Origin of the sequence: Comamonas sp. wu1-DMT (genome assembly GCF_040187805.1) — a bacterium.
Lineage (GTDB): Bacteria > Pseudomonadota > Gammaproteobacteria > Burkholderiales > Burkholderiaceae_C > Comamonas > Comamonas thiooxydans.
In genome coordinates, this window is the sequence record NZ_JBANEM010000012.1 from 54,914 (window position 1) to 75,624 (window position 20,711).

Annotated in this window: 14 protein-coding genes and 1 pseudogene; 8 read left to right on the forward strand and 7 right to left on the reverse strand. The window is 64.9% G+C overall.

Annotated features, from left to right (window positions below; translation table 11 throughout):
* Window position 1: 1 nt before the first annotated feature.
* The 5 genes from V8Z78_RS17380 to V8Z78_RS17400 form a co-directional block, all read right to left on the reverse strand.
* On the reverse strand, window positions 2-2,308 hold the full coding sequence (locus V8Z78_RS17380; protein ID WP_148748166.1) for a xanthine dehydrogenase family protein molybdopterin-binding subunit: 2,307 nt from the start codon (window positions 2,306-2,308) through the stop codon (window positions 2-4).
* A gap of 108 nt (window positions 2,309-2,416) precedes the next feature.
* A complete protein-coding gene (locus tag V8Z78_RS17385; RefSeq protein WP_003065837.1) occupies window positions 2,417-3,103 on the reverse strand; it encodes an N-carbamoylsarcosine amidohydrolase in 687 nt (228 codons plus the stop codon).
* Complete coding sequence (locus V8Z78_RS17390; protein WP_148748158.1) at window positions 3,100-4,185, reverse strand: 2,5-dihydroxypyridine 5,6-dioxygenase NicX family protein; 1,086 nt, start codon at window positions 4,183-4,185, stop codon at window positions 3,100-3,102. The genes V8Z78_RS17385 and V8Z78_RS17390 overlap by 4 nt, the downstream gene beginning before the upstream one ends.
* A gap of 50 nt (window positions 4,186-4,235) precedes the next feature.
* A complete protein-coding gene (locus V8Z78_RS17395; RefSeq protein WP_003065841.1) occupies window positions 4,236-5,063 on the reverse strand; it encodes an alpha/beta fold hydrolase in 828 nt (275 codons plus the stop codon).
* Between the two features lie 11 nt (window positions 5,064-5,074).
* Window positions 5,075-5,854, reverse strand: coding sequence for a maleate cis-trans isomerase family protein (locus V8Z78_RS17400; protein WP_003065844.1), 780 nt, complete (start codon window positions 5,852-5,854; stop codon window positions 5,075-5,077).
* A gap of 322 nt (window positions 5,855-6,176) precedes the next feature.
* On the opposite strand from V8Z78_RS17400, the gene V8Z78_RS17405 reads away from it, so the two are divergent.
* The 4 genes from V8Z78_RS17405 to V8Z78_RS17420 all read left to right on the forward strand — a co-directional run bounded on the left by V8Z78_RS17405 (window position 6,177) and on the right by V8Z78_RS17420 (window position 12,617).
* Window positions 6,177-7,334 carry an FAD-dependent monooxygenase gene (locus tag V8Z78_RS17405; RefSeq protein ID WP_003065846.1) on the forward strand — a complete coding sequence of 386 codons (1,158 nt, stop codon included), beginning with the start codon at window positions 6,177-6,179 and terminating at the stop codon, window positions 7,332-7,334.
* 95 nt (window positions 7,335-7,429) lie between these two features.
* On the forward strand, window positions 7,430-7,987 hold the full coding sequence (locus V8Z78_RS17410; protein WP_034362124.1) for a (2Fe-2S)-binding protein: 558 nt from the start codon (window positions 7,430-7,432) through the stop codon (window positions 7,985-7,987).
* A 102-nt stretch (window positions 7,988-8,089) separates the two neighbouring features.
* Window positions 8,090-10,960, forward strand: a complete 2,871-nt coding sequence (locus tag V8Z78_RS17415) for a c-type cytochrome (protein ID WP_349731793.1) — start codon at window positions 8,090-8,092, stop codon at window positions 10,958-10,960.
* 340 nt (window positions 10,961-11,300) lie between these two features.
* A complete protein-coding gene (locus V8Z78_RS17420) occupies window positions 11,301-12,617 on the forward strand; it encodes an MFS transporter (protein WP_148748156.1) in 1,317 nt (438 codons plus the stop codon).
* A gap of 82 nt (window positions 12,618-12,699) precedes the next feature.
* On the opposite strand, the gene V8Z78_RS17425 is transcribed toward V8Z78_RS17420, so the two are convergent.
* Window positions 12,700-13,143: a MarR family winged helix-turn-helix transcriptional regulator gene (locus V8Z78_RS17425; RefSeq protein ID WP_003052004.1), complete on the reverse strand. Its 444-nt coding sequence runs from the start codon at window positions 13,141-13,143 to the stop codon at window positions 12,700-12,702.
* A gap of 308 nt (window positions 13,144-13,451) precedes the next feature.
* Here V8Z78_RS17425 and V8Z78_RS17430 point away from each other — a divergent pair, with 308 nt between their 5' ends.
* The 4 genes and pseudogenes from V8Z78_RS17430 (at window position 13,452) to V8Z78_RS17445 (ending at window position 19,842) form a co-directional block, all read left to right on the forward strand.
* Complete coding sequence (locus V8Z78_RS17430) at window positions 13,452-15,617, forward strand: formate dehydrogenase subunit gamma (RefSeq protein ID WP_349731794.1); 2,166 nt, start codon at window positions 13,452-13,454, stop codon at window positions 15,615-15,617.
* A 10-nt stretch (window positions 15,618-15,627) separates the two neighbouring features.
* Window positions 15,628-18,542, forward strand: a pseudogene (gene fdhF, locus V8Z78_RS17435) (formate dehydrogenase subunit alpha).
* Complete coding sequence (locus V8Z78_RS17440; RefSeq protein WP_034377791.1) at window positions 18,542-18,781, forward strand: formate dehydrogenase subunit delta; 240 nt, start codon at window positions 18,542-18,544, stop codon at window positions 18,779-18,781. Before fdhF ends, V8Z78_RS17440 begins: the two are co-directional and overlap by 1 nt.
* A gap of 131 nt (window positions 18,782-18,912) precedes the next feature.
* Window positions 18,913-19,842, forward strand: a complete 930-nt coding sequence (locus V8Z78_RS17445; RefSeq protein ID WP_171832544.1) for a DMT family transporter — start codon at window positions 18,913-18,915, stop codon at window positions 19,840-19,842.
* A 113-nt stretch (window positions 19,843-19,955) separates the two neighbouring features.
* Here the strand turns inward: V8Z78_RS17445 and V8Z78_RS17450 are convergent, their stop codons facing one another.
* A complete protein-coding gene (locus tag V8Z78_RS17450) occupies window positions 19,956-20,591 on the reverse strand; it encodes a TetR/AcrR family transcriptional regulator (protein WP_012839619.1) in 636 nt (211 codons plus the stop codon).
* Between the last annotated feature and the right edge of the window lie 120 nt (window positions 20,592-20,711).

Here is a 20,711-nt window from a genome sequence, read left to right on the forward strand (position 1 = left end):
ATCAGGCGGGCCTGTCCTGTCCGCATGGGGGCGTGGCGTGGAGCACGGCACGCACCGCATCGGGTGTGAACGGGGCCGCATAGAACCGCCGGCCCGTGGCATCGAACAATGCATTGGCCAGGGCGGCGGGTCCTGGCACCGAGGCTGATTCGCCTGCGCCCATGGGTGGTTCCTCCTGGCGGGGCATTAGCACCACTTCGATGGGCGGCAGATCGCGGAAGCCGATGATGGGGTAGCCACCCCATTCGCGGCTGGCCACGCCATGGTCGTTGAAAGCCACCTTTTCCATCAGGCTGCGGCTCAGCGTCTGTATGACGTTGCCGTGGATCTGATGACGTACGCCATCGGGATTGACCATCATTCCCGTGTCCTGGCCCACGACTAGGCGTTGCACGGCGATGCGTCCGCTGGTGGGGTCCACGGTGATGTCGATGACCCAGGCGGCCCAGGCTGCACCAAAGCCGGGAAAGCGGCTGTGGATGTAGCGCGCATAGGCCACGCCGCGCCCGTGCAGCATGCCGTCGGCGCCGGGCCGGCCCCGGCTTCCCGTGTGATTTTGCTGCCAACCTGCGTGGTGGGCCGTGGCCTCGATCAGCTCGATGGCGCGCGTGTCGTCCAGATTGCGAACGCGGTAGTCCACGGGGTCTGCATTGGCTGCATGGGCCAGCTCGTCGATCATGCAGTCATGGGCAAAGGAGTTGGGTAGGGCCGAGACGCCGCGCAGCCAGGACGAACGCACGATGGGCGCCATGTCATGGCAGGTGATGCGCTGACTGGCGTAGCGGTAGGGCGGCACGGCCGTGCGGTCGCCCATCTCCAGCGTGCGCGGCTGGCCCGGGATGCGGCCCGTGAGCAGCAGGGCCAGCAGTGGTGCGTCGTTGGATGGGTAGCGCACGGAAAAGTCGTAGGCCTGCAGTTCGCCCCGGGCGTCGATGGCCGCGCTCACGTCCATGAGCTGGGCTGTGCCCTTGGGTTCCCACTGGTGTTCCTGCTCGCGTGTGAGCTGCACGCGCACTGGCGCACCCACGGCCATGGACAGCAGGGCGGCGTCGGCGCAGACATCGTCGGCGCAGTTGCGGCCATAGCAGCCTGCGGCTTCCAGGCGAACGATCTCGATGCGCTCTTCGCTCAGTTGCAGCAGTCGGTCCAGGTCGGTGCGCAGCATGTGGGGGTTCTGCGTGCCTGCCCAGAGCTTGAGCCGGCCCTCGCTGAAATCTGCCACGGCGCAGGATGGGCCAATGGATGCATGCATCTGGTAGGGCCAGACATAGCTGCGGCGCAGCACGGTGGTTGCGCCGGCGAAGGCGTCATCCACCGGGCCCTGATCGACCAGGGCGCGCTGCTGGGCCGGATTGGCGCGGATGGCCGAGGTGAGGTCGGACAGATCTGGCGCGGCCGGCACGGCCTTCCATTGCACGCGCAGCGCGCGCATGGCGGCAATGGCCTGTTCCTCGCGGTCAGCGACCACGCCGACAAAATCGCCTTCGGTGACGACCTGCACATTGCCGGGCAGGTGTGCCACGGAGTCGTGGTTCACGGTCACCAGGCAGCGGCCGATGAAGTCGCCGCCGTCGCGGCCCGGATGCGGTGGGCGGATCACGCGGCCATGGCGCATGCCCGGCACGCGCACATCGTGGACAAAGCTGAGCTCGCCCGTGGCCTTGGCGGGAATGTCCACGCGCGCTGCGCCTCGGCCCACCAGCCGGTAGTCGCTGGCAGGCTTTAGCTTCACATCCTGCTCGGAGGGCGCCAGTTGCAGCTGCAGTTGCTGGCCGCGCAGCAGCTCGCCATAGTCGAGCTGGCGGGCATCGCTGCCATCGGCAAAGCGCACCAGGCCTTCGCGCGCCTGCAGATGGTCTGCGGCCACATTCCATTGACGTGCAGCAAGCGCGAGCAGTTGCTCGCGCGCCTGGGCGGCCGCGCGGCGCAACGGCACGGCCGAGATCTGGATGCTGGCACTGGCAATGGTCGGCCCCTGGTTGGGGGCGGCAGCCGTATGACCCAGCACCATGTCCAGGCGGTCCAGCGGCACTTCCAGTTCCTCGGCCACGATCTGCGCCAGCGCCGTGCGTATGCCCGTGCCCAGGTCCACATGGCCATTGAAGGCCAGGGTGCGCCAGCCCTGCGGTGCATCTTCGTCGGCCAGCACGGCGACGAAGATTTCGGGGGTGGACTGCACGTAGTCGGTGGCCGTGCCGGGCTGGCCGGGCGCAGGGCGCGGCGGCGCCACTGGCTGGCGCACCACGAGCAGGGTGTCGGCGCGCGTGAGCAGCTGCGCGTGCAGGGCTTGGGGCTGGGGCAGGTTCATGGGGTGGTGTTCTTCGCTGGCAGGCCATGCAGGCATGCCGGGTGCATGTTATGCACTCTGGGGCCTGCTGTGCAGGGCCGGCACCATAGGCACGTTGGCGCGGTGGGATCAGCCTGCGGCGAGAGCGTCGGTATCGGCGATGGCTTGACTCAGCGGCATCACCGCCGCGTACTTCTGGGCCATGTCGAACAGGTTGGCCTCGTGCGGGCCCTGGGCGCGGTCGCCGCAGCAGTCGGTCACCACCAGCGGGCGAAAGCCCGACTGCATGGCATCGACCACGCTGGCTCGCACGCAGCCGCTGGTCACGCAGCCAGCCACCACCAGGGTCTGCACGCCGCGCTGGGCCAGCCAGGGCGCGAGCATGGTGCCGAAGAAGGCCGATGGCGTGCTCTTGCGCACCACGTACTCGCCCGTTGCGGGGGCTAGCTCGGGGACGATGGCGCTCTCATGGCTGTCTTCCTTGAGTGTCAGCATGCCCGGCACCTTCAGGCAGAAGATGTTGTGGTCGGCATCGTCGTCCGAGAACACGATGCGGCTGTGGGCCACGGGCCAGCCGCGATCGCGCGCATGGGTCAGCAGCTGCTGCGTCTGGGCGATGGCTTCGGGGATGTTGCCCCCGCCGAATACGGTCGGGTCGGCAAAGCCGTTGACGAAGTCGATGATGAGTAGGCCGAAGGGCGCCTTCAGCGGCAGCGGCGTGCCGAAGCCCTGGCGGGCGTAGGCAGAGATGTCGCCCTGCACGCCCTCGGTGGGGATGCTCTGGGTGCCGGTGGTCGGCAAGGTGGTGGCTGTCATGCGATGTCCTTTCCAAGCTTGAACCTTTTGGCGGCGCGCGCCAGTCCTTCCTCGTCCTGCACCACGCCGTGAATGACTGTGGGCATGCCGTCCAGGGTCACCGTGCAATGGCGCATGGGAATGTCGATGTGGCAGGCCGTAGTACGACTACCCCCTGCCTCGTTGTTGGGGCCCATGGACCACAGGAAGTTGCCCTCGAAGGCACGCGCGTCCATGCCGATGTGGGTTTCCTTGTTGTAGTGGGCCAGCATGGACCAGTGGGCGCGTGGCTGCAGGCCCCAGCCGATGTGCGAGACGGCATAGGCCTCGGGGTCCTCGTAGGAGGCCATGTACTCCTTGAGGATGTCCGCCTGAAGGCCGCCGCCGATGCGCGTGACATAGCCCTTTTCGATGACCAACTCGATGGGCTCGGTCACGTAGTCCTTCATGGGCAGAAGGATGTCGCCCCGGTCCAGGATCACACGGCCGTTGCTTTCGCCCTCGTCGGGCCAGGTCAGCACGAAACCGCTGGGCCAATGGTCCCAGCGGCCGGGCTGATCCACGAAGCCGTATTCGCAGATGGCGGGGAAGCTGCCCAGGCGGCAGCGCAGGTCGGTGCCCGCAGCTGAGCTAATGTGCATCTGCCCGGCCGCCTCGATGCGCTTGGACGCGGCCTGCACGCGCGCGCGGTCGCCCTCGGTGGGCACCATGCGGCACAGCACCTCGGGCGGCTCCACAGCCAGCAGGATCTTGGTGCCGGTCTGCAGGATCTCGTGCTGCTCGGGTGAGAACAGCAGGGTCATCAGGTCCAGCACCAGGTCGCTGGCCTTGAGTGCGGCGATGGCGGCGGGGTTGCCGGTCAGCGGAGTCGTGCCCAGGTAGGCCAGGGAGTCGCGGCTCAGCGACTTTTCGGCGTTGACGGGCGGCAAGTCCAGGCGATTGACGCGTGCGCCCATTTCGCTGGAGGCAGCGATGGCGCAGCGCAGCGTCTGCGGGTGCGTGTCGGCGCCCGTGAGCACGGTGACGGTCTGGCCGGCTTCGAGACGGGACAGCGTGAGCACCTGCTTCCAGGCGTGGATCAGATCGATATCGCTGACGGACATGGTCGGCTCCTTGGTGTCGCGATGAAAGGGAAGGGGCGGCGGGCGGGCATTCAGTCCACCCGTGCACCCAGGAAATCGCCCAGGGCCTCATAGAACCCGGCCTCGTTGTCCCAGGGAATCATGTGGCCGGCAGCGGGTACGCGCACATGCTCGGTCTGGGGTGCCAGGCCCTGCCACTCAGTCACGTCCTCACCGCGTACCACGTCGCCGCGCTCGGCCGTGACCAGCAGCAGCGGGTGCAGGATGCGAGGCAGATCGGCATGGATGTCGTCGCGGCCGAAGTCCTCGAAGCTCTGCACGATGGCAGGCTCATGGCAGGTGTGCAGCCATTGGGCACGCAACTGGCGCTGCTCTTCTGTCCAGGTGGGGCAGAAGGCGCGCATGGCTTCGGCGTCCATGCCCAACGTGGCCTGGCGGATGGAGTCCACATACCAGGGCAGGGTGGCCGGGTAGGCGCGGCGGCCCGGGCCGGACACCGGCGGATCGACGATGACCAGGCGCGTGAGCCCGGTCGGCTGGCTGCGCGCGGCGCGCACGGCAATACGTCCGCCCATGGAGTGGCCGACCAACGCCCAGCGCGGCAGTCCCAGAGCCTGGGCGAAGGCGGTCACGTCGGCGGCCTGGGCATCGAGTCCATAGTCCAGGCCCGGGCCGGATGAGGACAAGCCACGGCCGCGCACGTCCAGCACATAGGTGTCGAACTGGCGGCCCAGGTGCTCGGCCACGAAGCCCCATGTCACGGCCGGGCTGGTGATGCCGGGGATCAGGATGACGGCGTCGCGTTGCGCGCGCTCGCCGTCGGCGCCGCCGTAGCGCAGATAGTGCTGGCGTATGCCGTTGGAGTGGACGTTGCCGCCGTAGAGAAGCGTGCTGGTCATGCGGTTTCTCCTTAGGCCTTGGCCGCCGTGTCGTAGGGGTAAGCACCCGACAGCAGCGCACCTGCGCCCGGTACCACGGGGTCGAGGCCTAGCTCCTTGAGGATGGCGTAGGTGGTGGCGATGGAGGCGGTCAGCACGGGTTTGCCGGTTTCGGCCTCGACCTGGGCCACGGCCGGCAGCGAGGGCATTTGCACGCAGGCCGACAGCACGATCACGTCGGCGTCGGCGTAGTTCATGTCCGCCACGATGCCGGGTAGTTTGGAGGGGTCGTGGCGGCCCACGTCGAGGTTGTCGGGGATTTCCAGCGCACGCCAGTCCACCACCTCGAAGCCTTCGGCGGCGATGTAGTTCTTGACCAGCTCGGTCAGGGGGACCATGTAGGGGGCGACCAGGGCGATCTTCTTGGCGCCCATGACCTTCAGCGCCTCCACCAGCGCACCCGCGCTGGTTATTACGGGCGCGGTGGCGCCGTTGCTGGCCGTGCGCTCGGTCAGTCGGGCCTGCGAGACGCGGTGGTAGCCGTGGCCCATGGCCATGATGGCCACGAGGCAGGCATAACCCAGAACGTCCACGCGCGCATCGCTCAGCTCCAGTGCGCAGCGGTCGCTTTCGGCATCCATGGCGGCCAGTTCTTCCTTCACCACTTTCTTCATGCGCATGCGGCTGGAGTGGAAGGTGAAGCGGTCCTGGGGGCGCAGCGTGGAATGGGCCTGCAGCATGGCCGGCACTTCGGTCTCCATGGTGGTGTTGGAGCTGGGGACGATCTGGCCGATGCGGAACGTTTGGGTCATGACTTGCCTTTGCAGAGTTTTGAGGGTTTCTGATCAGAATCAAATGAGTGTGTACGCTTTATTCTTGCAAAAGATATGCCGACTTGCAAATGAGATTTTTCTCGGTGTTTGTACTTATTTGGTGCGAAATTTGCACCAAAAATGTTGAATTCCAATTTATTCTGCCGCTCCATGGTGCATGCGTGATTTTGGAAATTTAAGCGCATACACCTGAATTAAATGTTTTGTTGCCTGGCACGCTTCCTGCTCTCAAGCATTTATGGACGCGCCGAAGCAACGGTTGCCCCGTCTGGCTTTCAACATTCCTGCAAGGAGAAAAACTGTGTCCCAATCCCCTCGAATCGCCGTTGTCGGTGCCGGTCTCGGCGGGGCCGCTGCTGCCAAGCTGCTGCTCCAGGAAGGCTTCAATGTCCGCGTCTATGAGCAGGCGCCCAGCTTCTCTCGTCTGGGAGCCGGCATCCACGTCGGTCCCAATGTGATGAAGATCCTGCGTCGCATCGGCATTGAGGACGCGCTCAACGAGCAGGGCTCCCACCCAGACTACTGGTACAGCCGCCACTGGCAGACGGGCGACGTGCTGGCCCAGATCCCGCTGGGCGACTACGCCGTCAAGGAATACGGCGCCAGCTACCTCACCGTGCACCGCGGCGACTTTCATGCGCTGCTGATCGAGGCCTTGCCCGACAGCGTGATGGCCTATGGCAAGTTCCTGACCAAGGTGGAGGATCGGGGCAATGTGGTGCTCATGCACTTCGCGGATGGCTCGACCGAAGAGGCCGACATCGTCATCGGTGCCGATGGCGTGAACTCCCGCATCCGCGAAGAGCTGCTGGGCCCCGAGCTGCCCAAGTACGCCGGCTACCTGGCCCATCGCGCCGTATTCCCCACGCCCGAAGTCAAGGCCGGCATGCTGCCCTTCGATGCCTGCGTGAAGTGGTGGAGCGATGACCGCCACATGATGACCTACTTCGTCACCGGCAAGGCCGACGAGCTGTACTACGTGACCGGCGTTCCGGTCGAAAAGTGGGACCTCGACGACCGCTGGCTGCCCAGCAGCAAGGAAGAGATGCGCGAGGCCTTCTCGGGCTGGCACCCTACGGTGCAGGCGCTGATCGACGCCACCGTGGAAGTGACCAAATGGTCGCTGCTGGAGCGCGACCCGCTGCCGCTGTGGAGCCGTGGTCGTCTGGTGCTGCTGGGTGATGCCTGCCATCCCATGAAGCCCCACATGGCCCAGGGCGCGGCCATGGCCATCGAGGACGGCGCCATGCTGGCGCGCTGCCTCAAGGAAGTCGGTGCGCACAACCATGAGCTGGCCTTCGCGCTGTATGAGGCCAACCGTGCCGAGCGCGCCAGCAAGGTGCAGCGCATCTCGCACGACAACACCTGGCTGCGCACCAACGAAGATCCGTCCTGGTGCTTCGGCTACGACGTGTTCAACGTGCCCCTGGTCGAACCCAGGGTCAAGGCCGCTGCCTGATACTCGCTGCCCTGCCGGACAGGGGGTAGATATCCCTCTCCCGTCTGGCAGCAGAACGCCGACATCCTGAACCGCAGTTGCAAGAGCCTCGTCCCATGGGAATCCCAGTTCATTCAAGCAGTCCCTCTCACCTCATCCTCCTGCAGGTCAATGCACGCGCATGCGAGGTGCCGGCCGCGCCAGGGACGGCGCTGCTGCATGTGCTGCGCAATGACCTGGAGCTGAACGGGCCCAAATACGGCTGCGGCCTGGGTGAGTGCGGCGCCTGCACGGTGCTGATCGACGGTGTGGCCGCGCGTTCCTGCGTGATTCCCGTGAAGGCGGCAGTGGGCCGAGAAGTGACCACGCTGGAAGGCCTGGGATCGCGCCAGTGTCCGGGCACCACGCAGCAGGCCTTCATTGACTGTCAGGCCGCCCAGTGTGGCTACTGTCTCAATGGCATGATCATGACGGTGGAGGCCTTGTTGCGTCGCAACCCGAACCCCACCGAGCAGGAGCTGCGCAACGAGCTGCACCACAACCTGTGCCGCTGCGGCACGCATGTGGAAATCATGCAGGCGGCCCTGCGCGCCGTGCAGCTGCGTGCGGAACGGGCCGCGCTGCAGGCGCCCTCCGGCGTTCCATCTTCAAGTGCGGGCGGGGTCCAGCCATGAACACGGCCAACACCCCCCCCCGCCCTGCCTTCCGACCTGCTGCATGGCCTGGCGCTGCGCCCACCTGTCGCGGCCTGGGACGGGCTGCGCTACCAAGGCAGCGTGCCCGCCCATGCGTGGCTGGACCAGGCGCAGGCCATGACCGGCGTGGTGGCCGCCGTGCAGCGCGAGCATTTTCTGGGCGTGGTTGCCGTGGCGCTCGTCCATGCGCGGCAGGCGCTTGCCAGCCTGGTGCCTGTATGGAAGGACGGGCAGGCGGCCTTGTCGGCTCGCCCCGTCTCTCACGCCTCCAGATCGCAGGAATCGCACGAGTCGATCGATACCGGTCGCTACGTCTGGCGCATGGCCGATGTGAGCGCTGGTTCCGGCACGGCACGCGTGGCCGCGTGGAGCCTGGACGGTCATATCAGCCTCTGGCTGCCGCCGTGTGAAGCCGACGTACGCCAGATGATCGGCCGTGAACTGACCACGCTGCTGCAATGCCCAGAATCCGCGCTGAGGCTGTTCAGCATGCCTGCCATGGGCCCTGGCAGCGTGCATCCGCTGGACCTCATGGATGCAGCCGCCGATGCGGCCCTGCTGTCCCATGCCGTGGGCCGGCCCGTCAGCGTGGCCTGCGAGGCAGGGGCCGCGGGTACAGGCGGTAGCCGCGAGCTGGTGCTGCGCGTGGATGCGCAGGCTTCGCAGGCGCTTGAAGCCGGCACGATGGTGCAGGCCCATGAAGGCAATGCATCGCCGCAGCCCGACCTGCTGCTGTCCGACTCCCCCTGGGCCGTGCGCCCCAGCATGGCGCGCCTGCTGAGCCAGCCCGGTTTGACGCGAGCCGTCGCTCTGGCCACCGTGCTCGATGCCGGCGAAGTGCGCGAGCGCAAGGTGGTCGCCAGTCTGCGGCATGCCGGTGTCGACGATCTGAATGCCGCCCAAGTCTTTGCCCATGAAAGCCATTGGCATGAGCAGGCCCTGGGTCTGGGGCATGACCCACTGCAGTGGCGCCTGCAGCATTTGCCCGAAGGCCCGGTGCGCGATCTCGCGCAGCAGGTGGCCGAGCGTGCGCAGGTATCACCGCAAGACGACATTCCGCAAGACACCGATGGCCGCCTGCTGGGTCGAGGCTTTGCCACTGCCCAGCTGCAGACTCTGGATGCTCAGGGCGCCGACCTGCATGCATGGAGCGCCTGGGTGGCCGAGGTGGCCGTGCATCCGCTCACCGGCGAGATTGAGGTGACCCGAGTGGTGGCCGGCCATGACAGTCGCAGTCTACAAGCGGCCCAGGCGGCCAGTACGCGACCCGAAATCGTGCAGCAGGACCCGCAGTTGCTGGCCGATGCGCGCCGGTTGCTGAGCACGGCTCCCGCCTTCGACGACTGGACTGGTTCCGTCGCTTCCGCTACTGGTTTCGATGTGATCGCCAAACCTGGTTCCGATCTGGCGGAGCATGCGCGCGGCGATGTCGGACCCATCCGTCAGGGTGGTCTGGCGCTGGACGGGGTGGCCACGCTGCCCGCCGCCGCCGCCATTGCCAACGCCATCCACCATGCAACGGGCGTGCGCCTGCGCGAAGTGCCCTTTCGGCCCGAACAACTGCGCCTGGCGCTGGCCGGCGAGGGCGCGGGCAAATCATCCATTGCAAAGTCCGGTCGTGGCTGGGGCTGGCTGGCTGCAGGTGCTGCGGGCCTTGTCGGCATGGCTGCCATGGGCTGGCCGCTGAAACCGGCTCTGCCGCTGACCGACGGGCCCGACGTCTCTCTTTATTCGCCCCAGGCCCTGGAGCGCGGCCGCCTGGTGGCTGCCGCGGGCGACTGTGTGGTCTGCCATACGGCGCCGGGTGGTGCCTCCAATGCGGGAGGCTTGGGGCTGGAGACGCCGTTCGGCACCATTTACTCCACCAACATCACGCCCGACAACGAAACAGGCATCGGCCGCTGGTCTTATGCAGCCTTCGAGCGCGCGATGCGCCACGGCATCCACCAGGATGGACGTCAGCTGTATCCGGCATTCCCGTACACGGCCTTCGCCAAGCTCAGCGATGGTGACCTGCAGGCCCTATATGGCTATCTGATGTCCCAGCCCGCCGTGAAGGCCAAGGCCTCCGAGACGCAACTGGCCTTTCCCTACAACCTGCGCCCGGCCATGGCCGGCTGGAATCTGCTGTTCCACGACGCCACGCCCTTCAAGGCCGACCCCGCGCGCAGCGCCGAATGGAACCGGGGGGCCTATCTGGTCGAGGGCGCGGGCCATTGCGCGGCCTGCCACTCGCCGCGCAATGCGCTGGGGGCCGAAAAGAGCGGCATCCGCTATCTGGGCGGCGGCGAGGCCGAAGGCTGGAGCGCCCCTGCGCTCAACCAGCTGGCCGGCGGCAAGCTGCCCTGGAGTCGCGAGGAGCTGTACCAGTACCTGCGCACGGGCTTCTCGGCCCGCCATGGCGTGGCGGCGGGGCCCATGGCGCCCGTCATCCACGGCTTGGCCCAGTTGCCTGAAGCCGATGTGCGCGCCATGGCCACGTATCTGATGGAACTGCCGGGCCAGGCTGCACAGGATGCGCAGACCGCACCGTCCCAGGCTGCGCCCGTCGCTCCTCTGACTACAACTGTGGCCGCCCCCGTGGCCACGCCGGCCCCGGCGATGGAGCGCCAGGTCAACGGCGAGCGCATCTACCAGAACGCCTGCGCGGTCTGCCATGAGGCGGGCAGCGGGCCCACACTGTTCGGCGTCAAGCCTCTGCTAGCCCTGAATACCAACCTGCATGCCGCAAGCCCGGACAACCTGCTCCAGGTCGTCCTGAACGGTATCCAGACACCCGCCGACGATGCGCTGGGCTATATGCCCGGCTTCAGGGACAGCCTGGACGACAGGCAGATTGCGGACCTGATCGGATATTTGCGTCAACGATTTGCACCGGAGGAAAAAGCTTGGCCAGACGATACGAAGACGATTAAGCGGCTGCGAGCGCAGGTGCAGGCGCATGCGCCCTAGGGGCTGCAGCGGGCGGCGGCATGGGCGATGCCGCGGATATGGATCTCTTGCCCTGGAGTCTCTCCAGGGGCCGGGTCCGGACATCTGATGCTGGGGACAGGGGATGGACAGCCACGGACGGGCTATCGCTATGCCGACCGTACGGAATGTACCCATCGCCTGGATGCAGATACCGACATCTGGAATCTTTTTCATCGGTCCATGGAAATGGCGCCGAGGGAGGGGGTCGCTCTGGATGTGTGATGGGTGGAAAGCGCTGCACGAATAGGCCGAGGCCGAATGGCGGTGCTTGCGAGAAGACAGATTCAACAATTGCGATGACTAAAAAAGGAGTCCCTGCATGTCATCTACATATATTTCAGTGGAAAAAGGCATCCAGACTGCGGGTGTGGGCAAGTTTCAGTACCGGCTGTTCGTGATCTTTGGCCTGGTCTGGCTGGCGGACGCCATGCAGGTGCTGTCCATTGGTTTCAGTGCGCCGTCCATTGCCAAGACTTTCGGCAAGACTGTGCCCGAGGCGCTGCAGACCGGCACCTTCTTCTTCATCGGCATGCTGATCGGTGCCTTCGTCTTCGGCAGACTGGCAGACCGCATAGGCCGCCGCCCGGTGCTGATGATGGCCGTGGTGATCGACGCCCTTGCGGGAGTGGCTTCGGCCTTTGCGCCCGAGTTCGCCTGGCTGCTGGTGCTTCGCTTCATCACAGGCATAGGCGTGGGCGGCACGCTGCCCGTGGACTACACCATGATGGCCGAGTTCCTGCCCAGCGACCGCCGTGGCCGCTGGCTGGTGCTGCTGGAGTCGTTCTGGGCCGTGGGCACCATCTTCCTGGCCATCCTGGCGCTGGTGGCCGTATATTGGGGCGAGGATGCTTGGCGCGTGATCTTTTTCGTGACCGGACTGCCGGCGCTGATCGGCGTGGTGCTGCGCTTCTACATCCCCGAATCGCCCATGTACCTGAATCGCAACGGCAAGTCCGAAGAGGCGCGCAAGGTGCTGCAACGGGTGGCCAAGGTCAACGGAAACACGGTCGACATCCCGGCCCTGCAGCCTGAAAAGCAGGAGCGCAAGTCTCTCTTCGCCCTGTTCTCGCAAGATCTGCGCCGTCGCAGCTTCTCGCTGTTCCTGGCTTGGGCGCTGATCTCCATCGCCTACTACGGCGTCTTTGTCTACCTGCCCGTCAAGCTCAGCAGCGAAGGCTTTGCCTTCATGCGTGGCCAGGTCTTCCTGGTGGTGCTAGCGCTGGTGCAGCTGCCCGGATTTGCGCTGTCGGCTTATGGCGTGGAACGCTGGGGCCGCAAGCCTACGCTGATCGGATTTCTGCTGCTCAGCGCCGTGGGCTGCATGCTCTATAGCCTGGGCTCCTCACCCTTCGTGGTGATCGGATCGACGCTGCTGATGAGCTTCTCGCTGCTGGGCACCTGGGGCGCGTTGTATGCCTTCACGCCCGAGGTCTACCCGACCGACCTGCGCGCCAGCGGCATGGGTATGGCAGGTGCTGTGGCGCGCTTCGGCGGCCTGTTCGCCCCGGCCATCATTGCGCCCATCATGGCCACCCACTTCACCATGGCCCTGGCCGTACTGTCGGCGATGCTGGTCGGTGGTGCGCTGTCGATCTGGGCGGTGGACGTGGAGTCGCGCAATCGGGCGCTGGATTGATGACGGCCTGAGCGGCCGGCTCAGCAAAAAGGCCAGAAGGATTGCTCCTTCTGGCCTTTGCTTTTTTGGGGGCTGCGGCAGCTCATTCGGAGTCGCTGCCTTCCAGCATCTTTCTGAGCAGGAAATCCAGCGCCAGACGCTCCGCGGGATTGAGCTTGCCGTATGTGCTTTCGGTGATCTGCTTGGCAAAGGGCTCCATGTCGTGCACCAGATCCTGACCGGCTTCGGTGAGGTTGATGACGACCTTGCGCCGGTCCATGCGGTCATGCTCCACCTGAACCAGTTCACGCTGCTTGAGTCGGTCCACCACGCCGCGTATGGTGGCCTGATCGATCACCGTAGCCTTGACGATGTCGGCCAGTGAGCTGCCTTTGTTGTCACGCACAGAGCACAGCACCACGAATTGCGCCGCCGTGAGCTGAGAGTCGGGAATGTACTGCTGGAAAAGCGCGGCATGCCTTTGATAGACGCGTCGCAACAGGTGGCCGATCTGGTCCGAAAAGTGATAGCCATCCTGTGGCGTCATGGCTGATGGCTGCTGAATCATGGTTCGCGTGAGCTTACCAAAAATCACGCCAAGTACCGTGATTTGCGACAAGCGCGGTGCATGGGCGAGACGCTGTAAAACTGCTTCAAAGCAGCACGTGCGGCAAGGAGGAGCATCAGGGCTTGCGAGTACATCGGCGCAGGTTGCCAGCTCATTCGCGCATTGAATGGTGCAATCAGGAATATGAATTTGACGGCTTGCCGGTCAGGGCTTGAAATGGCAGGAGAGACAAAGCGTCTGCGGAACAGACCGCGCCGCTTCCACAATGAAAGCCAGTTGGGACACCCATGCCAGCCATTCAAGGGAAGATCATTCCCATCACCTTCGACGGAGCCGCCAGTGCCGGTTCCGCACTCGGTGGCCATGAACGCGAAGCCGTCGAGCACGCCATTGCCAAGCATGCATCGCGCCCCGGTTCCCTGATCGAGCTGCTGCACTCTCTGCAAAATGCGCTGGGCTTTATCCCGCGTGCAGCCGTGCCAGTCATTGCCGAGGCCCTGAATCTTTCGCGTGCCGAGGTCCATGGTGTTGTCAGCTATTACCCGCATTTGCGCGAGCAGCCGCATGGCAGGGCGCTGATCCAGATCTGCCGGGCCGAAGCCTGCAAGTCGCGTGGTGGCGATGCACTGTTTGCCCATGCGCAGGCGACGCTGGGCTGCCAGGCCCATGGCACGAGCGCCGATGGCAGCGTGACGCTGGAGCCTGTTTACTGCCTGGGGCTGTGCGCCCAGTCGCCGGCCGTGATGGTCGACGAGAGCGAAGTCCATGCGCGGATGACTGCGGACCGGCTCGATGCCCTGCTGGAGGAAATACAGCAAAAACGACTTGAAACCAAGGCAGATGAAGCGCAAGCAGCTATTGAAAATGAAGCTGTTGCTGCCACGCGCATCTATGTGCCGCGCGATGCCGCGGCCCTGGCCGTGGGCGCGGATGCGGTGGCCCAGGCGCTGCAGCGCGAGTGCGAGGCGCGAGGCCTGGCGGTGGAGCTGGTACGCAACGGCTCGCGCGGCTTGCTGTGGCTGGAGACCCTGGTCGAGGTCGAGACTGCACAGGGCCGCGTGGCCTACGGCCCGGTTCAGGCGGCTGACGTGCCGGGTCTGCTGGACGCCGGCATGCTGCAGGGCCAGTCCCATGCGCTATGCCATGGGCTGACCGAGCAGATGCCTTATCTGGCACGGCAGGAACGTCTGACTTTTGCACGCGTGGGCATCATCGATCCGCTGAGCCTGCGGGACTACGAGGCCCATGGCGGCTGGCAAGGCCTCAGGGCCGCTGCGGCCATGGCGCCCGAAGCCATCGTCCAGCAGGTGCTGGACTCCGGCCTGCGCGGTCGCGGCGGGGCGGCATTTCCGGCGGGGATCAAATGGAAGACCGTGGCGGCTGCAGAAAGTGCGGGAACAGGGCCGCAGAAATACATTGCCTGCAATGCCGACGAAGGCGATTCGGGCACGTTCGCCGACCGTCTGCTGATGGAGGGCGACCCGTTCTGCCTGATCGAGGGTATGGCGATCGCTGGTCTGGCCGTGGGTGCGACTCAGGGCTATATCTATGTGCGCAGCGAATATCCGCACTCGATTGCGGTGCTGAACGAGGCGATTGCACGCGCCAGTGCGGCGGGCTGGCTGGGCGCCAATGTGGCCGGCAGCGGCAAGGCGTTTTATCTGCAGGTGCGCAAGGGGGCTGGCAGCTATGTCTGCGGCGAAGAGACCGCCATGCTGGAGAGCATCGAAGGCAAGCGCGGCATTGTGCGCGCCAAGCCGCCGCTGCCCGCGATCGAAGGCCTGTTCGGCAAGCCCACGGTCATCAACAATGTGATCACGCTGGCGACCGTGCCCATCATCCTGGCCAGGGGCGCGGCCTTCTATCAGGGCTATGGCATGGGCCGCTCGCGCGGCACGCTGCCCTTTCAGCTCGCGGGCAATATCGCGCGTGGCGGGCTGGTGGAAAAAGCTTTCGGCCTCACGCTGCGCGAGCTGGTGGAGGACTTTGGCGGCGGCACGGCCAGCGGTCGGCCCGTCAAGGCCATTCAGGTTGGCGGCCCGCTGGGCAGCTATGTGGCGCCCGAGAACTGGGATGATCCGCTGGACTACGAAGCCTATGCCGCCAAGGGCAATGTGGTCGGCCATGGCGGTCTGGTCGTGCATGACGACAGCGCCGATATGGCGCAGCTGGCGCGCTATGCCATGGAGTTCTGCGCCATCGAGTCCTGCGGCAAATGCACGCCCTGCCGCATCGGCTCCACGCGGGGAGTGGAGGTGATAGACCGCATCACGCGTCAAGGCGGTGCAGAGCATGCGGCCAATGTGGCGCTGCTCGAGAGCCTGTGCGACACCATGCAGCATGGCAGCCTGTGTGCCATGGGCGGCATGACCCCCTATCCGGTGCGCTCTGCGCTGCAGCACTACCCGGCCGATTTCGGTATCGGGCCCGTGCAGACCGTGAACCCCGCCTGAGGAGAGAGCCATGCTGGAACATCTGAAGAACACCGATTGCGGAACGCCTGCCAGCCTGTCCGAGGAACTGGTCACGCTGCATATCGACGGCCGCGAGGTCACCGTGCCCAAGGGCACATCACTGATGCGCGCCGCCGTCGATGGCGGCATCAAGGTGCCCAAGCTCTGTGCCACGGATTCGCTGGAGCCCTTTGGTTCCTGCCGGCTGTGTCTGGTGCAGATCGAGGGGCGCAAGGGCTTTCCTGCGTCCTGCACCACACCTGCCGAAGCGGGCATGAAGGTGCGCACCCAGAGCCCGCAGCTGCAGGAGCTGCGCAAGGGCGTGATGGAGCTCTATATCTCCGACCACCCGCTCGATTGCCTGACCTGTTCGTCCAACGGCGACTGCGAGCTGCAGGACATGGCCGGAGTGGTTGGCCTGCGCGAGGTGCGCTATGGCATGGATGGCGCCAACCACTTCAAGGGCGAAGCCAGGGCCGAGGTCGATACCTCCAACCCGTATTTCAACTACGACCCCAGCAAGTGCATTGTCTGCAATCGCTGCGTGCGCGCCTGCGAGGAAACGCAGGGCACGTTTGCGCTGACGATCAGCGGACGCGGTTTCGAGTCTCGCATCACAGCAGGTCAGGGCGACGGCTTCATGGCCAGCGACTGTGTGAGCTGTGGCGCCTGCGTGCAGGCCTGTCCCACGGCCACGCTGCAGGAAAAGACCGTGGTCGAGCTGGGGCAGAGCGAGCACAGCGAGATCACGACCTGCGCCTACTGCGGCGTGGGCTGCGGCTTCAAGGCCGAGATGAAGGGCGAGCAGGTGGTGCGCATGGTGCCCTGGAAGGACGGCAAGGCCAACGAAGGCCATGCCTGCGTCAAGGGGCGTTTTGCCTGGGGCTATGCCACGCACAAGGACCGCATCACCCAACCCATGATCCGCGCCAAGATCACCGACCCCTGGCGCGAAGTGAGCTGGGAGGAGGCGATAGGCCATGCGGCCAGCGAATTCCGCCGCATCCAGGCCAAGCATGGCAGGGACTCGATTGGCGGCATCACCTCGTCGCGCTGCACCAACGAGGAAACCTATCTGGTGCAGAAGCTGATCCGCGCGCCTTCGGCAACAACAATGTCGATACCTGTGCGCGTGTCTGTCACTCGCCCACGGGCTATGGCCTGGGCCAGACCTATGGCACATCGGCAGGCACGCAGACCTTCAAGTCGGTCGAGCACTCCGATGTGATCATGGTGATAGGCGCCAATCCCACGGCGGCGCATCCGGTGTTCGGCTCGCGCATGAAAAAGCGGCTGCGTGGCGACTCCCGGCGTGCCGGCGCTGGCCTGATCGTGATCGACCCGCGCGAGATCGAGCTCGTCAGCTCGCCCCATGTCAAGGCCGACTACCACCTGCAGCTGAAGCCCGGTACCAATGTGGCCATGATCACGGCGCTGGCCCATGTGATCGTCACCGAGGGTTGGCTGGCCGATGCCTATATCGACGAGCGCTGCGACGCCAAGTCCTTTGCGCAATGGAAGGAGTTCGTCGCCAGGCCCGAGAACTCGCCCGAGGCCACGGCCGACATCACCGGCGTGGCTCCCGAGCTGGTGCGTGGTGCGGCGCGGCTGTATGCATTGGGCAGTGCGGATCATCCGCAGGGAAGGCAGGTCAACTCCGCCATCTACTACGGCCTGGGCGTGACCGAGCATGCCCAGGGATCGACCATGGTCATGGGCATTGCCAATCTGGCCATGGCCACGGGCAATGTGGGGCGCGAAGGCGTGGGCGTTAATCCCTTGCGCGGGCAGAACAATGTCCAGGGCTCCTGCGACATGGGTAGCTTTCCGCATGAGCTGCCGGGCTATCGCCATATCTCGGACAGCATCACCAGAGCCGAATTTGAAGGCGCCTGGGGCGTGAAGCTCAGTCCCGAGCCGGGCTTGCGCATTCCCAATATGTTCGAGGCCGCGCTGGAAGGCAGCTTCTTGGGCCTGTACTGCGAGGGCGAGGACATCGTGCAGTCCGACCCGAACACCCAGCATGTGACGGCAGCGCTGTCGGCCATGGAATGCGTGGTGGTGCAGGATATCTTCCTCAACGAAACCGCCAAGTACGCCCATGTGTTCCTGCCCGGATCGTCCTTCATGGAGAAAGACGGCACCTTCACCAATGCCGAGCGTCGCATCTCGCGCGTGACCCAGCTCATGCAGCCGCTGGCCGGCTATGCCGACTGGGAGGTGACGCAGCTTTTGTCCAAGGCGCTGGGCTATCCCATGAACTACGGCCATCCGCGTGAAATCATGGCCGAGATCGCGGCCCTGACCCCGACTTTCGCGGGCGTGAGCTACGAGAAGATAGAGCGCCTGGGCAGCGTGCAGTGGCCCTGCAACGAGGGCACCGAAGAGGCGGGCACGGCCATCATGCACCAGGATAGATTTGTGCGTGGCAAGGGCCGCTTCATCATCACCCAGTACGTGGCCACCGATGAAAAGGTCACGCAGCGCTTTCCGCTGCTGCTGACCACGGGGCGCATTCTCTCGCAGTACAACGTGGGGGCACAGACGCGGCGCACGGCCAACAGCCAGTGGCATGGCGAAGACAGGCTCGAGATTCATCCACATGACGCACAGGACCGTGGCATCCGCGATGGCGACTGGGTGGGCATTGAAAGCCGCGCCGGCCAGACGGTGCTGCGCGCCACGGTGACAGAGCGCATACAGCCCGGCGTGGTCTACACCACCTTCCATTTCCCCGAGTCGGGCGCGAATGTGATCACCACCGACAGTTCGGACTGGGCCACCAACTGCCCCGAGTACAAGGTGACGGCCGTGCAGGTATTGCCTGTGGCGCAGCCTTCAAGCTGGCAGCAGGGCTACAGGCGTTTCAATGACCAGCAGCTCGGTCATCTGGCCGCAGCCCAGCTGGAGATGGGAAGTCAGTGATGGATGTGAACAACCTGATCCGTATGGCCAATCGCATAGCCGAGTTCTTCGAGGCCATGCCAGAGCATGACGAGGCGCTCGACGGTGTGGCCCAGCATATCCAGAAGTTCTGGGAGCCGCGCATGAGGCTTCGCATTCTGGCGGCTTTGAATGAGCCTTCGGAGGCTGCGCAGCTGCGGCCTCTGGTGCGCGATGCCTTGCACAAGCATGCCGCGCTGCTGAGGCCTGTGCAGGCATAGCACAGTGCGCCAGACGGTAGCGGCATGCATCCATCCGGAATGTGTTGCGGGTATATTGGGTCTGCAGACCCCTGATCTGAGCCGCTGCCCGCGATCGAATGGCCGCGGCTTTTTTTTTGTTGGCCATCTTCATGACTTCCGAATCCGTCAAGAGCTCTTTGATGAGCGCGCATCTGCGTCTTCTGGGCATGGCCCTGATGTGGGGCGCTTCCTGGCCGGCAGGCCGCATTCTGGCGCTCAATATGCCGCCTCTGGCGGCGTCGGCGCTGCGCTTTTTGCTGGCTGCGACCCTGTTGCTGCCCTGGCTGTATTTCTCGGGCGGGCTGGGTGCTCTCAGGCACTGGTCTGTCAAGACCTGGCTGGGCATGTTTGCCGCAGGCGCGACCGGGGTGTTCGGCTACGCCAGTTTTTTCCTCACGGGTCTGCAGCATCTGCCTGCGGGCAAGGCTGCGCTGCTCATCACGCTCAATCCGGTGGTCACGCTGGCGTTTGCGGTGTGGCTTTTCAAGGAGCGCATCAACGCCACCATTGCCCTGGGCATGTTGCTGGCGGCCTGCGGCGCCGTGGTGGTCATCTCGCATGGCGATCCCATGCAATTGCTCAACGGAACGGTAGGGGTGGGCGAGATGCTGATTCTGGGCTGCGTGGCCTGCTGGGTTTGCTACACGCTGATTGGCCGCGCCATGCTGGCAGGCGTGGATGCGCTGGCTGCGACCACCGTGACTTCCATTTTTGGCGCCTTGCTGCTTCTGGCCGCCAGCCTGGTGCTGGAAGGCCCGCAGGGGCTGGTTTCGGCATTTCAGGCCAGCGGCACTGCCTGGACTGCCATGGTCTTCATGGCCTATGGCTCCACGGCCCTGGCTTATGCCTGGTACTTCGCGGGCGTCAAATCGCTGGGCGCAGGTGCGGCCTCGGGCTATATCACGCTGGTGCCGGTGATCGGCGTGCTGCTTTCGGCCCTGCTGCTGGGCGAGAGCATTGAAGGCTCCATGGTGCTCGGCGGTGCCATGGCGGTGCTGGGTACAGCCGTGATGAACTGGGGGCGTCGGTCAACAGCCTGAGGTTGGACCTCATGTTTGATAGCATAAAGCGCTTGTAAAGAAAGCATTTCAAGCCGATTTTGCTGATATGGGTCTGGCTTGTTCAGGGTGCGAAAGCCGCTGCTGCCTGCGGCTCAAGCCTGGATGATCGTGCCTGCGTTCACGATCATCTGGGAGATCACCTCCAACTGATGTTCGGCTGCTGCATCGTCGATCTCGAACAGACGCATGACGGCCAGGCCTCGCAGCGCAGCAAACACCACAGATGCAAAGTGGCTGGGCTGAGGATGGCGCTCGGCGATTTCCGGGAAAACCTTCACGAAGTGTTCGAAGGAGGCGGGGTCATGCTGGGAGCGGTGCGCGTTGATGCGCTCGAATAGCGGTGTGCTCTTGCAGCCGAAAAACATGCTCCAGGTCGCCACATAGCTGGGTTGGGCATAGACGCTTTGCCAGGCCCTGCGCACGAATTCGCGAGCGCGCGGCTCCAGCGGCAACTGCGCGGCATCTTCGGGCCAGCCTGCGCCCGCAGCCGCCAGCGGCGCCATGATTTCATCGACCACCTGCTCCATCAGCGCCTGGCGGCTGCCGAACTGGTGCTGCACCGCCCCCAGCGTGACTTTGGCACCACGCGCAATTTCCTGCAGATTGGTCTGCTGAAACCCAACCTTCTGTAGCAGCCGTATGGCGGATTTGATGATTTTGCGCTGAGTGGTCTGACTGCGTTCTGCCTGGGTACGGCGGGGGGCGGTTTTGCTTCCTGTTTGATTCATGGGCTGCGTGTGTGATTCATAAGGCGTCGATGACGCACCACACCAGATGCTACACGCTCCGGCACTGACGGCTGGATGGGCCTGCTTGGGTAATTTCACCCTCGGGTAATCCATGATAAA